At 44.3% G+C, this 14,378-nt stretch carries 13 protein-coding genes and 1 tRNA gene; 5 read left to right on the top strand and 9 right to left on the bottom strand.

Annotated features, from left to right (window positions below; genetic code table 11):
- Positions 1-4: 4 nt before the first annotated feature.
- Positions 5-562 (bottom strand): Rab family GTPase, encoded by a 558-nt coding sequence (locus QXD64_06780; protein MEM3397015.1) that lies wholly within the window; start codon positions 560-562, stop codon positions 5-7.
- A gap of 103 nt (positions 563-665) precedes the next feature.
- On the opposite strand from QXD64_06780, the gene QXD64_06775 reads away from it, so the two are divergent.
- Positions 666-1,700: a type II glyceraldehyde-3-phosphate dehydrogenase gene (locus QXD64_06775; protein MEM3397014.1), complete on the top strand. Its 1,035-nt coding sequence runs from the start codon at positions 666-668 to the stop codon at positions 1,698-1,700.
- Positions 1,701-2,043: 343 nt separating this feature from the next.
- On the opposite strand, the gene QXD64_06770 is transcribed toward QXD64_06775, so the two are convergent.
- From QXD64_06770 to deoC, 4 genes are read right to left on the bottom strand one after another with little or no spacing between them, the layout of a single operon-like run.
- Entirely contained in the window at positions 2,044-2,529 is a 486-nt protein-coding gene (locus QXD64_06770) for a multiprotein bridging factor aMBF1 (protein MEM3397013.1), read from the bottom strand.
- Positions 2,530-2,579: 50 nt separating this feature from the next.
- On the bottom strand, positions 2,580-4,349 hold the full coding sequence (locus QXD64_06765; GenBank protein ID MEM3397012.1) for a phosphoenolpyruvate carboxykinase (ATP): 1,770 nt from the start codon (positions 4,347-4,349) through the stop codon (positions 2,580-2,582).
- A gap of 9 nt (positions 4,350-4,358) precedes the next feature.
- Entirely contained in the window at positions 4,359-6,125 is a 1,767-nt protein-coding gene (locus QXD64_06760) for an aldehyde ferredoxin oxidoreductase family protein (protein ID MEM3397011.1), read from the bottom strand.
- Positions 6,126-6,136: 11 nt separating this feature from the next.
- Positions 6,137-7,081, bottom strand: a complete 945-nt coding sequence (gene deoC / locus QXD64_06755; protein MEM3397010.1) for a deoxyribose-phosphate aldolase — start codon at positions 7,079-7,081, stop codon at positions 6,137-6,139.
- A 167-nt stretch (positions 7,082-7,248) separates the two neighbouring features.
- On the opposite strand from deoC, the gene QXD64_06750 reads away from it, so the two are divergent.
- Positions 7,249-8,313, top strand: coding sequence for a helix-turn-helix domain-containing protein (locus QXD64_06750; GenBank protein MEM3397009.1), 1,065 nt, complete (start codon positions 7,249-7,251; stop codon positions 8,311-8,313).
- Between the two features lie 139 nt (positions 8,314-8,452).
- Here the strand turns inward: QXD64_06750 and QXD64_06745 are convergent, their stop codons facing one another.
- Positions 8,453-8,911, bottom strand: a complete 459-nt coding sequence (locus tag QXD64_06745; GenBank protein MEM3397008.1) for a hypothetical protein — start codon at positions 8,909-8,911, stop codon at positions 8,453-8,455.
- A 119-nt stretch (positions 8,912-9,030) separates the two neighbouring features.
- On the opposite strand from QXD64_06745, the gene QXD64_06740 reads away from it, so the two are divergent.
- From QXD64_06740 to QXD64_06730, 3 genes are read left to right on the top strand one after another with little or no spacing between them, the layout of a single operon-like run.
- Positions 9,031-10,659, top strand: coding sequence for a radical SAM protein (locus QXD64_06740; protein ID MEM3397007.1), 1,629 nt, complete (start codon positions 9,031-9,033; stop codon positions 10,657-10,659).
- Positions 10,660-10,669: 10 nt separating this feature from the next.
- On the top strand, positions 10,670-12,202 hold the full coding sequence (purH, locus tag QXD64_06735) for a bifunctional phosphoribosylaminoimidazolecarboxamide formyltransferase/IMP cyclohydrolase (GenBank protein MEM3397006.1): 1,533 nt from the start codon (positions 10,670-10,672) through the stop codon (positions 12,200-12,202).
- Positions 12,203-12,204: 2 nt separating this feature from the next.
- On the top strand, positions 12,205-12,918 hold the full coding sequence (locus QXD64_06730) for an acyl-CoA dehydratase activase (protein MEM3397005.1): 714 nt from the start codon (positions 12,205-12,207) through the stop codon (positions 12,916-12,918).
- Positions 12,919-12,923: 5 nt separating this feature from the next.
- Here the strand turns inward: QXD64_06730 and QXD64_06725 are convergent, their stop codons facing one another.
- The 3 genes from QXD64_06725 to QXD64_06715 all read right to left on the bottom strand — a co-directional run bounded on the left by QXD64_06725 (position 12,924) and on the right by QXD64_06715 (position 14,208).
- Complete coding sequence (locus QXD64_06725) at positions 12,924-13,349, bottom strand: hypothetical protein (GenBank protein MEM3397004.1); 426 nt, start codon at positions 13,347-13,349, stop codon at positions 12,924-12,926.
- A gap of 82 nt (positions 13,350-13,431) precedes the next feature.
- Positions 13,432-14,070, bottom strand: coding sequence for an NUDIX domain-containing protein (locus QXD64_06720; GenBank protein MEM3397003.1), 639 nt, complete (start codon positions 14,068-14,070; stop codon positions 13,432-13,434).
- 25 nt (positions 14,071-14,095) lie between these two features.
- Positions 14,096-14,208, bottom strand: a tRNA-Tyr gene (locus tag QXD64_06715).
- Positions 14,209-14,378 lie beyond the last annotated feature (170 nt).

Genomic DNA, 14,378 nt, shown 5'->3' with positions numbered 1-14,378 from the left:
TGCTCTAAAGAAGACCCATGTCCTTTATCAGAAGTTCTCCAAGTTTCTCAAATCCAACCTGGACATTTTCGCCTGTCTTTGCCGATGTCAGATAGAAAGGTGGTGAACATCCATCTTTCATTTGGAAGCTAGCAAGGAGAGCCTGAATATCTTTTATATTAATTTTCATCTGGTCTTTTAGGTCGACCTTATTAGCTAGCAACACTAGGGGAACCTTTCCAGCATACTCAAAAAATTTTGGAATCCAGTATTCTCCAAGGTTTTTCAGTGTCTCTGGCTTCGTCACATCGCAGACAAGGATGCCACCATTGACACCTTCGAACATGTCCTTATGAACCCTTTCATAGTCCTTCTGTCCCATTATATCCCAGATTATCATTCGCAATTCCACAATTGCGTCTTTACCTACAATTTTCACATCCTTCTCCATTGGCTTGGCACCCAGTGTTGTGATGTATGTATCATCAAACTGGTCTACAACAAACCTTCTGACAAGGCTTGTCTTTCCTACAGCCGCATCGCCCAGCATTATCACAGATTTTATCACATTCTTGGTCTGCATGTTCTCACTGAACCACCATTGAATTGTGATATATAAAACTAATCTTAACGCATGGGAGAAAGTTTAATTATCCCGTTGGTATTGCAGTTTCAAGGGGATTAACATGGTCGTGAAGGTAGCAATAAACGGATATGGAACCATCGGAAAGAGAGTGGCGGATGCAGTGAGCTGGCAGGACGACATGAAGATTATCGGGGTTGTGAAAACAAGGCCCACATACGAGTGCATAACAGCAATGCAGAAGGGCTTCAAGATTTATGCAGCCAGTGAGGACAAAATCCAGGCATTCAAGGATGCAGGATTTGAGGTGGCAGGGGTTGCTAGAGATTTATTCGAAGAAGCGGACATCATCGTAGATGCAACACCTGGCAAGAAGAAAGATGGTGGCACCACTGGTGAGGATTACAAGAAGGTTTATGAGGAACTGGGAAAGCCGGCAATATTCCAAGGTGGAGAGAAACACAAACTTACAGGGCTTTCATTCAATGCCTTTGCAAACTATGAGAAATGCATCGGGGCAAAGTATGTTCGTGTGGTCTCATGCAATACCACTGGCTTACTGAGAACCCTTGTGCCAATACACAACGAGATTGGAATTGAGAATGTGAAAGTAGTGCTAGTGCGCAGAGCCACAGACCCAAATGACTCAAAGAAGGGACCAATAAACGCAATTCAGCCAGAAGTGAAAGTTCCTTCGCATCATGGTCCAGATGTCCAGAGCGTTGTGCCGAGCATAAACATCAGCAGCATGGCTGTGGTTGTGCCCACTACAATCATGCACCTGCACAATGTGATGGTTACATTGAAAAAGGAAGTGAAAACCGAGGATGTAATCAATATCTGGAAGAAATCCACAAGAGTGATTCTTGTGAACTCAAAACATGGATTTGAATCTACTGCCCAGTTGATGGAGTATGCCAAGGACCTCGGAAGGCCCAGAGGAGACCTCTATGAGATTCCTGTCTGGCAGGATGGTGTGAGTGTTGTCGGTAGGGAACTCTACTACACCCAGGCAGTGCATCAGGAAAGCGATGTTGTGCCAGAGAATGTGGATGCAATTAGAGCAATGATGAACCTGGAGACAGACAAGTTCAAGAGCATTGAGAAGACAAATAGGACACTGAAAATAATAAAGTAACGGGGCTAACCGCCCTACGGTACCTGTGTAAAGGGGATGCCTTTGGCATCCCCGAACGAAGCAAACAATTTTTTCTAGATTGGACGACCGTCTTACGATCGGGGTTGCACCCTACGGTACCACGAGGGGCTGCGCCCCTTACGGTAACCCCCAAGGGTTGGCACCCCATGGTACCTGTGCTAAGGGGATGCTTTCAGCATCTCCGAACTTACCCTTTTGCCATTTTTTTCCGTGAACGCTTTTGCGAGCGTTAGCGAGCAAAAGGGTTCCCCGAACCTATCCATTTTGGGTCTTACCATCTTTTGGATGAAACCTTTTCGGGCGAAGCCTGAAAAGGTTTCCTTCATTTCTTCTTTTTCTCCTCCCTTATTACAATCATATCTCCCAGTGTGAGTGTTTTGTCTCTTCCAGATGTTTTTAGAGCCACATTTTCATTAACTTTTTCGAGAAGCTTTATGTTGAGCGTTGCCTCGAGTTTTTTTGCAAGTGCATCTGGTGGTCTAAACTCCTTCGTTTCAATCTTTGCAATTATGGATTTTTTTTCGTTGATGCGTTTTCCAAGTTCTTCCTGACTCCAGCCCCTTGCCTCTCTTGCCTTCCTGATGCGTTCATTGTAGTCCTCAACAAGCTCTTCTTCTGGCATTTTTGAATAGATGTCTACTTCTTGCCTTTCCTGGGGCTTCCTGAAAGGTGCAGGAATTTCGGATTTGGGTGCTTCCGATATCTCCTTACCATATTTCGCACACTTGGGACAAAGTGATAGCACAGTGCCCTCAACAAGCACTTTTCTTAGAACCTTGGTTTCCATCCCACACATCTCACAGTGCATGCTTTCACACACGGGAGAAGGAAGAGGGAATATTAAAGGTAGTGGTGCCTTCAGAAATCCATCGCATTCAGTATTTTTTCAGGTAGGCCTGGACACTGGATTGAGAGGTAATACTTGCTCAACTCAATCTGAGCTCGCAGCAATTTTTGCATTTCTTCTCTTGTACGATAAGTGAATGGGTCAAACTGTTTCAATCTCTCTTCAGTGAGACCTTCCACATGAACTGGCACCAGCACTTTGTCTCCGAAAATTGGATGTGGAGCATACTTCACAGCACCTCTAGCTGCCTGGAACAGAAACAATTCGGTCTCCTCAATGCTTGGGCCTGTGCCTCCCACAGGCTTCTTTTTTCCGTCCTTTTCCACGAATTTTGCAGTGGGCACAAGCAACTTTCTGCCTCCAATCTCTCTTTCTACCCATTCGTATTCAGCGCCGATACGACCGGTTGTATTGATCAGATAAACATCTACTGGCTCTTTCTCCCTTGCTACCAAAAACTCGTAGAATCTTGTCACATGCTGGGCATTGGTTGCACCCATCGTGAAAGGCAGACAATACCTGCTCTCATACTTCTCCTGCCCTACACCTACCCTACTCTGGGCTGGATGCCCAATGGTCCTCCCATCTGCCAGAACTTTCGCTGCAAATTCTGGGTTGCTTATTTTCACCCATGCATAGTCAGATGTGTATCCCGGGCTAATAAAAACCGCCATGTTAAGGGGCACACTAGAATTAACATTCCCATCGTAGTAGCCAGTATCTTCGAGATAGAAAACACTTCTTGCATTGCGGTTGAGTTTTCCATGGTATTGGAACAGCTTGCCAGCAAAGCTCACATTTCCATTTTCGTCAAACTCCGTGTTTTCATGGAGTGCTCTTGGTGACATGCCTGCAGTGTACATTGCAACCTGATTCTCATCCACATCCTCGGTTTTCGTCCATGAGCCCTTTTCTGAGCCATAAACCCTGTCTGGGAAGATTGCTACGATGTCATCGTTCTTTATCACCTGATTGTAAACATATTTTGCCATGTCTATTCCGAATTTCTCAATGAAGATTTTGTTGGTGCGCTCGTTGAGAATGTAAAGCCCATGGGTTGATTTACCACTCCCGCTTAATCCCCAGACGCACATTGCAATTCTCTTCTCGCTGCCATCCACCCGCTTCACTGTAAATTCCTTGAGGGAGGCATGCTCACCTGTGCCCCCTTTCTGGTAAACAAAGTTTATCCAGTGAGTCAAGAAACCTTTTTTCACCTCCCCCTGATAGGAAGTGGCTGTTATAATTGTGTAATTATGGTTGGGAAAACGAAGTACCTTTAACATCTCTTTTTTCCCAGGCACATTTGGATTTTCCAGATAGTGGGGAATGTGGAAGATTATAGCATCTGGCTTCTCATCTGGTGATGCTGGAAAATTCAGTTCCTTCCAGCGGAAGGCAATGTCTGGAAATTGGGCATCCTCATAAAGTCGGGCATGCATTGCTACAGGAGTTCCAGGCATTCCAAGAGTTGCATCTACCCGGATGAGCTTCCTGCAGAGAATTTGCTCAAGCACAGTTCGCATCAATTCCTTGTGTTCTAGCTTCAAGTCCTCGTTTTTCTCTATCACCACACTTCCTTCTGCACTTCTGCTCCAGATATTGGAAGCCCAGCCCCAGGACCCGTTTTTATACTGTATTCCATAAAGCTTTGCACGCTCAAGAAGGTCTGGGGGATTGTTCAAGACACCTTCTATCCCTGCTTTCCTCTTTATTTCCTGAATTTTCTCAAAAATTTCAAGAAAGCTCTCTATTGTTAGTTTTTCTATTTCTATGAGCATGTTCTCACCTTACAAACCAACTCGTTTTACCGTTTCTTCTTTTGGCACACCATTTTCATCCCAGCCCCTTATTTCATAATATTGCTTTAGCATGGTTTCCAGCTCCACGACATACCCTTTTGAATGGCCTTCCTTCAGCTTTTCCGTGAGTAACCGTTTTGGCAGCGTGTCTTTCACAACACCAGCTCTCACATTGTACAGCCGTTCAAGATTGTAAATTCTTTCACCCACAAGCAACAAATCGGTGTCTGTGTATTCAACGCCAGTTGCAGCGGAAAGCATTTCTGCATAATGTTCAGGATTTAAACCAAACTGTGAGAATCTGCAAAGCACGAGTGAATCTACAGCCGCAGAGATGTTCTGGAGCAACACAGTGAGCCCTGCCTTTCCCTCGGTTTTCAATCTGTCAGTCATGTAGGGATTACCAAGCACTTCTGGTGCAGTCATGTAACCCCTCAAATGACAGCCACCACGATTGGAAGTGGCGTAGGACAATCCCATACCCTGCACACCTCTAGGGTCATACGCTGGCAATTCTAATCCCTTCACACTCATTGAGTATTCCTCTGCGCCATACTCCTTTGCAAATCTGAGCGAGCCCTTTGCTAGCTTTTCTCCAATTCCCTCCAAATTTGCAATCTTATCAATGAGCTGGAGCACTGTATCTGCATTTCCAAATCTTATGTAGTCAGTAATCACACCTCTCTCGCTCAACTCCATTGCACAGGCGATTGTAGCGCCGGTTGAAATCGTATCCAGCCCATAGCGATTGCACTTGTAGTTGGCGAGAGCAATCTTCTCAATGTCGTTAATGCCACAATCAGCACCAAAAGCCCAAACTGTCTCATATTCTGGCCCCTCTCCTTCCTCGCCTCCTGCTTTTGTTACTCTCCCACACGCTATTGGACAGTGTGCACACGCACTTCGCCTCACGAAAATTCGCTCACGTAGAGTTTCACCAGAGATTGCATCCGCATCCTTGAAAGTTCCTTCCTGATAGTTTCTTGTGGGCAATGCCCCAATTTCGTTGATGATATTCACAAGAATAGCAGTCCCATAATTTGGCAATGCATCTTTTGTCACTGGGTTTTTCGCAATTGCCTCCAGAGCTAGTTTTTTCGCTGCCTCAAATCTGTCTGGATGTGTAATCACAGGTGTCCCTGAGCCCAGCACTGCAATTGCCTTCAGCTTCTTTGAACCCATAACTGCACCCAGTCCTCCTCTACCTGCTGCCCTGTGTTTGTCGTTGATTATGCAACTGACCAACGCTAGCTTTTCGCCAGCTGGACCAATGCAAGCCACCTTTGCCTTCTCGTTTGTTTCTGAGAGCACTTTTTCCGTGGTTGAATGTGTATCCAATCCTGCCATGCTGGAAGCATCTTCAAATCGTACATTCTCATCGTTAAGAAAGAGATAAGTGAGTTTTTCTGCTTTCCCCTCAATCACAATTGCATCATAACCCGCCTTTTTAATTTCCAGGCCAAAATGCCCCCCAGAATTCGAATCAAAGATTGTCCCAGTTAGCGGAGATTTGCTTGTTATTGAATATCTACCACCAGTCGGTGCACCTGTAGCTGTGAGTGGTCCCACTGTGAAAATCAGCTTATTTTCAGGTGAAAGTGGTTCTGTCTCCGGCTTCACTTCATCAAAAAGAAGCTTTGCACCTAAACCCCTGCCACCAATAAAATTTCGCAGTATTTCTTCGTCTAATTTCTCAACTTTCGCAGTTTTCTCAGTAAGGTTGACTCTCAATAATTTTCCACACCATCCATTCATTTTTTCGCCTCCTACAGTTTGTGATGCTTCCTCCTTTCCTCAATTTCAACTGGCGTCAGAATTTGGCAATTCCTGCACTTTGCCACATAATACTCTTTTATCTCCTCTGGCAACTTTGACACAAAATTACTCGGGCAGTATCTGCATGGAACCTCATCAATAAGCCAGTTATCAGTGTATTTGAGCCAGGAAACAGTGTTCACGATGTTAATGCCAGAGCTTGTGCCTACTCTAAAGTAAACTGGATTTAGAAGTTCATCCTCATTTGCACAAGCATAGATGCATCGCAACATATCAAGAAAATTTGTAACGCCTCCAGATGCCTTCACTCCTTTCTTTCTACCAACTGTCTCTCGCATCAACTTCAGATGTGCAGGAAGCGCGCCCATTGGCCCAAAGCCAGTCGATGTTTTCACAAAATGGGCACCCGCCTCAACACTTATCTTGCAGCCCTCGGTAATCTCTTCGTCTGTGAGAAAACCTGTCTCTAAAATTACCTTCACAGTTTTGCCATCCGCTGCTTTCACAACCTCTCCAACATCCTTTAAAAGGTAGGCATGTATCTTCTCTTTCTCCTCACCTTTCGCAGTGCTTAGCTCCCTCAGTTTTCCTACATTTATCACAGTATCAATTTCCTCAGCACCATCTTCCACTGCTAGCTTTGTTTCAAATGCCTTTGCCTCAATTTTCATCTGTCCAAGCGGGAAGCCCACAACTGAGCACACGAGCACATCGTACTCCTTTGCCTTAATGTATTCCACTGCCTCATTTACACGTGCAGAATTCACACAAATGGATGCAAATCCATATCTTTCTGCCTCGTCACATAAGGAATGAATTTTCTTTGTCAGAACATGGGGTTTGAGCTCCGTGTGGTCTATCAAGCCCGCAACCTTTTCTTTCGTAAGTTTTGAGGGGATTTTAGCCAGCTCAGATTTGGAAATTCGCAGGTACATAGTTACCTGATAACTGAGAGTATAAATAAAGGTTATTGGGGATGGGATAGGGAATGTGCTAATAGACTCAATAACAAATCTAAATAGCAATAAATCTAAAATTTAGAATAATAGAGGCTCATGTCAAAACCAAAAAATTAATATCTCTCTATGATATACTTATGCACATGCGGAGAAAGGACATCTTAACACCAAAGGAGAAATATGCTCTGTATTACATCGCGAAATATCCGAGTTCAACAGACAAAGACATTGCGAAAATGACCAAACTGAAGCTTTCTACAGTGACGGCAATAAGACGAAGATTGAGGAATATGGGGATTTACAGGGGAGTAAATATTGCTCTCTTACCTAATATGGGTGCAGAATTGCTGACAGTGAGCTATGGGTCGTTGAATCGGCTCGGAAAAGGTGTGGGCGAGAATTTTTACAAGGATGTTGGAAAAAGCACCTTTTACCTGCTTACTGATGGCATTGCAGACATAGCAATTGGGTATGAGAAAAACTACACTACTGCCATAAAAACAAACGAGAAATTGAAGGCGAATATGCAGGCAAAAGGCCTCTCGTTTGAAAACTGGAACACAGTGTTTTTCCCAGCGGAAGGTACCTATGTGTTCAATTTATTTGACTTCTCTCCAGTGGTCAGTGCAATGTTCGACCTTGATGTGCCAGCAAGTGAGAGAAAACTAGAGCCACATCCTCTTTTTAGCGTGAAGGAAGTAATTTCGCTTACAAAGAAAGAGAGGATGGGCGTTGCAGGTTTCCTTGCAGCGCCAGAAGGCACAGACGTGGTGGTTTCAGATAAAACAAAGCTCTCAAGGCAGGCAGTGGCATCAATGAGAAGGCGGTTTGCAAACAAAGTGATTTTACCAGCGAGGGACCTTTCCCTTGAGAAACTTGGATTGGAAGTTGTGGCTCTTACCCACGATCGCTTCAACATAGGGATTGAGATGGAAAAGAAAAACAGTATTCTCGCCGAAGCACTCACAGAGATACCTGCATTCTTTGCAGTGGCAAGCAACACGGATGGGGTGTACCTGTCAGCACATCGCTCCTATGGAGAGTATGTTGAGTGCCACAGAAAGAGGTTAGGTGTGATTGCAAAGGCAAATCCGAAGATGGTTGAGACCACAACCACTGTGTTGTACTCCGTGAAACATCTCACAAGGGTAAGGGACTACACGTTCCTTGAAATGGCAACAGAGTTCCTGGGTCTTCCCAAATTGTAAAAACTTTCCTTTTTTATTTTCCAATTTGGATTTTTTATCGGTTTGCTCTTCTGGTATCAAGCGGGTAAAGAGGTTTAGATTTATAATTTGCTCACTCTCTCGCGTTGGAATAACAAAAGCCAAAAGTGGGCATGGGGGCTTAAAATCTTATCATTCGGTTCCGCATGTTGAGGTCTATGCAACCATCATCACTCATACAGCATAGAATCTCTACAGTTCGCATGTTCATGCCTAAAATTGAATTCACATCGCAGAATTTTGCATCAAATTCTCTGTTACCATGACGGATTCTCACAGACCGATTTTTCAGATTTTCAAGAATCCTTTTGGCCTCAGTGATACCTGTAGGTGTCAAAAAATACACCTTTTTCTTGGCATTGCACCCTACAACCCAGTTCCATTCCTCGCATACCAGATTTACGGATTTGAGTTTATCCAGGATGGGTGGAAGAATTCTAGGGTGGACACGCAATGCTCTGCTTATACCTACCACTGTCACGCCACTCGGGCTCTCAAACTTACCCCTATACTTAGTAAAATCCAGTAGATGAAGGAGAATTTTGTCTTCAAGGATGAGGTTAATTTGTTGGTTCTCCATTCAATCTATAATTAACAAATTAATATAAATAAGTTGCGAGGTAGGTTCCGAAACCACAGGTCAAAGTTACCGTGGAAAATTATATATTTCTCCGAGGTAATCCGAGATTTGGCGAGACCATGTTTGGCAAAAACAATAACGGGCATGGCAGCACCGAGGGAAAAAAAATTGTTCTAACTGCATCTGCTATAGAAATGAGTGATTTCAATCTCAATGCTTTCATTGCTTTTACCGGTGGTTTTCCTTCAAAAATTGTGCCAAAAGACATGCTTCGCAAGTACTGGTATCCTCCAACTCCATTTAACCCAGATGGCACAGCCAAATTTGCACCTTATGGGTTGAGGAAGGTAGAATCACTGCTTATTGAAGAATTTGGCGAAGAAAATGTGGTTACTGTTTACCCCACAATGCTTGAGCATTTTGTTGGAAAGAACACCAAGGTTGTGGGTATTACTTCCATGGACCCGCTCGGGATTGGGTTCGTGAGCCGCACTTACACAGGGCTTGTGGCAGTTAGCGGCAAATCCATGTCTGCAGCAGAGTTTGAGGACTTACTTGCAAACCCTGTTTTCTCAAGATATCCAGTTAAAAAAATTCTGGGTGGTAGTGGTGCCTGGCAGGTGCAGAAAGCTGGTTTGCAGGAGAAACTGGGGCTTGACACAATTGTGATGGGCGAGGCAGAAGCAGAGGTTGTCTCACTTTTCAAGAAGGCAGTGAATGGGGAGCAACTGCCAAAAGTGGTTACATGCAAAAAGCCAGAGCCAGAGACCATTCCATTGATAAAAAGACCCTCACTTTACGGTTTCGTGGAAATAATGCGAGGTTGTGGTAGGGGGTGTGCCTTTTGCTCTCCCACAATGCGACAGCGCCACTCATTTCCGCTTGAACACATAATGAAAGAAGTGGAGTTAAATGCCAAGAACGGAACAAAAATGATTTCGCTCCAAACAGACGATGTGTTCCTTTACCACGCCAAGCCCGGATTTATCCCGAATAGAGAAGCCATTGTGAAGTTGATAAAATCGGTGCACGACACTCCAGGTGTGGAGTTAATCCAGATTGCTCATGCGTCTCTTGCTCCTGTGGTCTATGACCCGAAAATGATGGAGGAAATCTGTCCACTACTGGTTGAGAAGTCCAGGTGGAAAGATGTAAACGGTTCGCCTTACTGCACTGTTGAAGTGGGGATTGAGACAGGGAGCGAGCGGCTTATGGAAAAATACATGCGTGGAAAGATGCTTCCTTACAAGCCAGAACAGTGGCAGGAAGTGGTTGTGCAGGCAATAAAAATAATGAACGACAATAAGATGTATCCACTTGGTACGCTAATCACAGGATTGCCAGGAGAAACCCCAGAAGATACAATTAAAACTCTTGAGTTGCTGGATAAACTGAAGGACATGAAGATTTTCTATGTGCCGTTGCTGTTCACAAGTGAGGAGGATTGCATTTTGCACAGAGAGAAGCATGCTGACCTGAGCGACCTGAACGAACTACAGTGGGAATTTATTGCAAAATGCTGGGAGCACAATGTGAAATGCTGGGTTGAGCCAAACAAAAAGCCATTCATGTTGCTTGGAAGCGTTTTTGCTTACTTCCTCTACTACAGATGGGTGCATGGGAAGAAAGCGTTGAAGCCAATTCTGAAGTTTTCTGGCTGGGAAAATTATTTGATGCGGAAACCCGCCACCCAATGCAATCCAATGTACTGCCAGCCACCAGCACCAAAAAACATAAAAAAGATGTAAAGGTGAAAAAATGCTGAAAATTTATCGTGCGTTGTTGAGCGTCTCAGACAAAACAGGAGTTACTGAGTTTGCGAAAGGACTTGCAGAGATGGGCGTGGAGATTATAAGCACAGGTGGAACTGCAAATTTGCTCAGAAATGCGGGAATTGCTGTGAGAGATGTATCTTCCGTCACAGGTTTTCCTGAAATTCTGGATGGCCGTGTGAAAACCTTGCATCCCTCTATTTTTGGTGGTGTACTGGCTGAAAATAAGGAGGAGCATCTTGGCCAGCTGAAAAACCATAGCATCCAGAGAATTGAGATGGTGTGTGTAAACCTCTATCCATTTGAGAGAACAATAAGGGGTGAGCATAGGCTGGAGGACGCAGTTGAGAACATTGATATTGGAGGGCCATCATTGATAAGGGCTGCTGCTAAAAATTACCGTTACACGGCAGTGGTCACAAGAAAGGAACAGTATTTGCCAGTGCTGGAAGAGATGCGGAAAAACGGTGGTTTAAGTGAAAACACACTTGAAAAGCTTGCAGTTGAGGCGTTTCGCACCACTGCAGTGTATGACGCAACCATTTACAACTATTTCCAGAAAAAGTTTGTTGGCGAGGAATTCCCGGATACATTTATCGCTGTGTTTGAAAAGAAGCTTGGTTTAAGATATGGGGAAAATCCGCACCAGAAAGCTGCATTCTATGCTGAACCCAATGTGGATTTCCCTTGCATCACCAATGCTGAAAAAATCCAGGGAAAGGAGCTTTCTTACAACAACATCCTTGACCTTGATGCTGCGTGGAACATTGTTACCGAATTCTCAGAACCAACCTGTGCAATTGTAAAACACACCAATCCCTCCAGCGTGGCGAATGGTGAGGACTCCAGTGTGGCATTTGTGCGTTGCATTGCAGGTGACCCACTGTCTGCCTATGGTGGCATTGTGGCTTTCAATTCAACTGTAACTGAGGATTGTGCCCTGAAGATGAAGAAATATTTTCTGGATGCGATAATTGCACCTGACTACGAAGAAAAAGCCCTTCAGGTCCTTGCAAAGAAGAAAAGCATGGTGTTAAGAACTGGCAGTTGTGGAGAGATGAAGGGTTATGAGATGAAAAAGGTGGGTGGGGGTCTGCTTGTGCAACAGAGGGATACCCGGGCGCTGGACGAACACGAACTGAAATGTGCTTCTAAGCGTCTGCCCACAAATGAGGAGATTGCAGCAATGCTCTTTGGCTGGAAGGTCGTGAAGCATGTGGTGAGCAATGGAATTGTGTTCGCAAGAGAGCATGAGACAGTTGGCATAGGTCCAGGGCAAACGAGCAGGGTGATGGCTGTTAAAATTGCAGCTGAGAAAGCAGGTGAGAAAGCAAAGGGTGCAGTGATGGCCTCAGATGGTTTCTTCCCATTCAGAGATGGTATTGATGCTGCAGCAAAAGCTGGAATAACTGCAGTGATTCAGCCAGGTGGCTCAATAAGGGATGGAGAGGTAATAGATGCAGTTAATGAGTATGGAATGGCAATGGTGTTCACTGGCTGGAGGGTTTTCAGGCACTGATTATGGAGAAATTTATCGGACTTGACTTGGGAAGCACATACACGAAGCTTGTGGAAATGGAAGGGGCGGAGATTGTCAGGGTAGAGATTGCCAGAACAGCAAAAAACAGGGGGCTGATTCCAGACATAAACAGCAATCTGTGCACCACTGGCTACTTCAGGAAGCAAATTAAAAGTGAGTTCACAATCACAGAGATTACTGCTGCGATGCTGGGAGCAAGGTATTATTTTCCAGATTGTGAGGTGGTTGTGGACATTGGCGGGCAGGACATCAAGGTTGTGGATTCAAGGGAAAACAGGTTCTACATCAACGACAAATGCTCTGCTGGCACAGGTGCATTCTTTGAGTTTATTCTTTCCTATTTAGGGCTTGACTTTGAGACGCTGGAAAATGTGAGTGAAGGAAAGATAATTTACCTTAACAATACCTGCACTGTTTTTGCCCTCTCTGAAATTCTTTCTCATCTGGCGAATGGAGCAAGGACAGAGGATGTTCTAACAGGACTTAATTACTCTTTTGCAAAGAAGGTAGCAGAGATTGTGCCTTCTGCAACGAAAGTTGTGTTGATTGGTGGTGTGGCAAAGAACAAAGGGTTTGTGAGGGCATTTAGGGAGACAGTGAATGCGGATGTGTTTGTGCCACCAGAGCCGCAAATTGTGAACGCTGTTGGTGCTGCAAGGTATGCCATGAGGGAGAAGGAAGGTAAAGAAAAATAGAGGTCTCAATCATAGACAAAAATGACTCCCTTGAGAATTTTTGGGTGTGCGCCCATGTACTTCGCAGTTACCTGAATTTCATCAAAATTCACATTTTGAGGCAGTAAAGGTGTTATAGAAAACTGTGCCTTACCATCCTTAGCAGTAATTTTTGTCTCATCAACACCGCATCCTATTAAATGAATTTCAACACCTTCTAGTGGGTTAAGAACAGTATCATAAGCTGTGATGTTGAACACGTAGGTGCAGCCAGTTTTTATATATCGCACCTCTATGTCTATATGGTCAAGTTCTCGCTTTTCTGTTGTATCAGTTACAAGCAGGCTCCATACAAAAATGGCACAGAATCCTGCCACCACCAACACAGCTACCACAATTCCAATTTTCAATAGGGATACCCTAGCAATTTTGCTTTGCAATCTTTTCGCCATATCAATTACCTTTATTGGGTTAGCTACAGAAAAATATAATGATTACCATAGATGGAATGGGAAACCAAAGGATGTAAAGGTCTTACAATACTTTTCTCAGTGCCTCTTTGAGTTTAGGCACAGTATTGTAACTGTCTATTTCCATGGGCTGAATCCATCTATATTCACTATGTTCCCAATCAAGTATTACCTCTTCATTCGTCTCAAATAAAAAAGGATGAACTGCAAAAACTCTGTTGCCGCTGCGTGCTAGTACAACTTCCCCTTTCTTCAACAATACAGCTTTCCTTATTCCAGTTTCCTCCATAATTTCCAGTCTTGCTCTGCTTAATGGTGTATCTCCTTCCTCAATGTAGCCAGAAACCGTCGCCCACCTTCCACGAAAGGACCCAACCTTTTCACTTCGCTTTAGCAATAAGAGTTTTCCTTGCTTTCTGATAAAGGCAGAGACCACATGTCTGCACTCGATACCAGAAACTTCAATTCCTCCCTCAACAAATTGCACTGCATCTCCATCTTCTAGTAAATCGACATGTCTGGTGATAGCAATGGGTATTTTCCAAACACAACCCCTGAAACTCCTCGTTATCACAGCTAAAATCTCGGTTTCAACATCGTCGGTAGAAAAATTTTCACAAGCTAGAATCCCAGGGCTTTTCGGGTCCTTTGTAATCGTCCCTGCAACCTGTTGAGGAATTAAAAAATAAGCTCTAATTTTCATTGTCTCTACATCTCTTTTTTGAAATTGGTCCCGGCTGCCGGATTTGAACCAGCGACCTTGGGATGCCAGCAGGGGCAGTTGGCGGGTGCCAACAGCACTTCTACAGTCCCCTGCTCCACCAGTCTGAGCTAAGCCGGGTGTTTTTGCCATATACAAAATAATATTTGGGCTTTTCGCCAACTTCATGACTTCGGAAGGTTGGTATGAGCCACACAAGCTTTTACGCTGTCCCTTACCAATTTTCCACAGAGAAAATGAAATCAGAGGAGTAAACCATACTTTCATGTATTTGTTAAATGGTTCGTATG

Source organism: Thermoplasmata archaeon (assembly GCA_038874435.1).
In the GTDB taxonomy this organism is placed as follows: Archaea; Thermoplasmatota; Thermoplasmata; order Lutacidiplasmatales; family SKW197; genus SKW197.
This window is presented reverse-complemented; position numbering and strand designations above follow the sequence as displayed.

Coding starts and splice junctions, on each gene's coding strand:
- QXD64_06780 (MEM3397015.1), bottom strand. CDS start 562: ATGCAGACCAAGAATGTGATAAAATCTGTGATAATGCTGGGCGATGCG.
- QXD64_06775 (MEM3397014.1), top strand. CDS start 666: ATGGTCGTGAAGGTAGCAATAAACGGATATGGAACCATCGGAAAGAGA.
- QXD64_06770 (MEM3397013.1), bottom strand. CDS start 2,529: ATGCACTGTGAGATGTGTGGGATGGAAACCAAGGTTCTAAGAAAAGTG.
- QXD64_06765 (MEM3397012.1), bottom strand. CDS start 4,349: ATGCTCATAGAAATAGAAAAACTAACAATAGAGAGCTTTCTTGAAATT.
- QXD64_06760 (MEM3397011.1), bottom strand. CDS start 6,125: ATGAATGGATGGTGTGGAAAATTATTGAGAGTCAACCTTACTGAGAAA.
- deoC (MEM3397010.1), bottom strand. CDS start 7,081: ATGTACCTGCGAATTTCCAAATCTGAGCTGGCTAAAATCCCCTCAAAA.
- QXD64_06750 (MEM3397009.1), top strand. CDS start 7,249: ATGCGGAGAAAGGACATCTTAACACCAAAGGAGAAATATGCTCTGTAT.
- QXD64_06745 (MEM3397008.1), bottom strand. CDS start 8,911: ATGGAGAACCAACAAATTAACCTCATCCTTGAAGACAAAATTCTCCTT.
- QXD64_06740 (MEM3397007.1), top strand. CDS start 9,031: ATGTTTGGCAAAAACAATAACGGGCATGGCAGCACCGAGGGAAAAAAA.
- purH (MEM3397006.1), top strand. CDS start 10,670: ATGCTGAAAATTTATCGTGCGTTGTTGAGCGTCTCAGACAAAACAGGA.
- QXD64_06730 (MEM3397005.1), top strand. CDS start 12,205: ATGGAGAAATTTATCGGACTTGACTTGGGAAGCACATACACGAAGCTT.
- QXD64_06725 (MEM3397004.1), bottom strand. CDS start 13,349: ATGGCGAAAAGATTGCAAAGCAAAATTGCTAGGGTATCCCTATTGAAA.
- QXD64_06720 (MEM3397003.1), bottom strand. CDS start 14,070: ATGAAAATTAGAGCTTATTTTTTAATTCCTCAACAGGTTGCAGGGACG.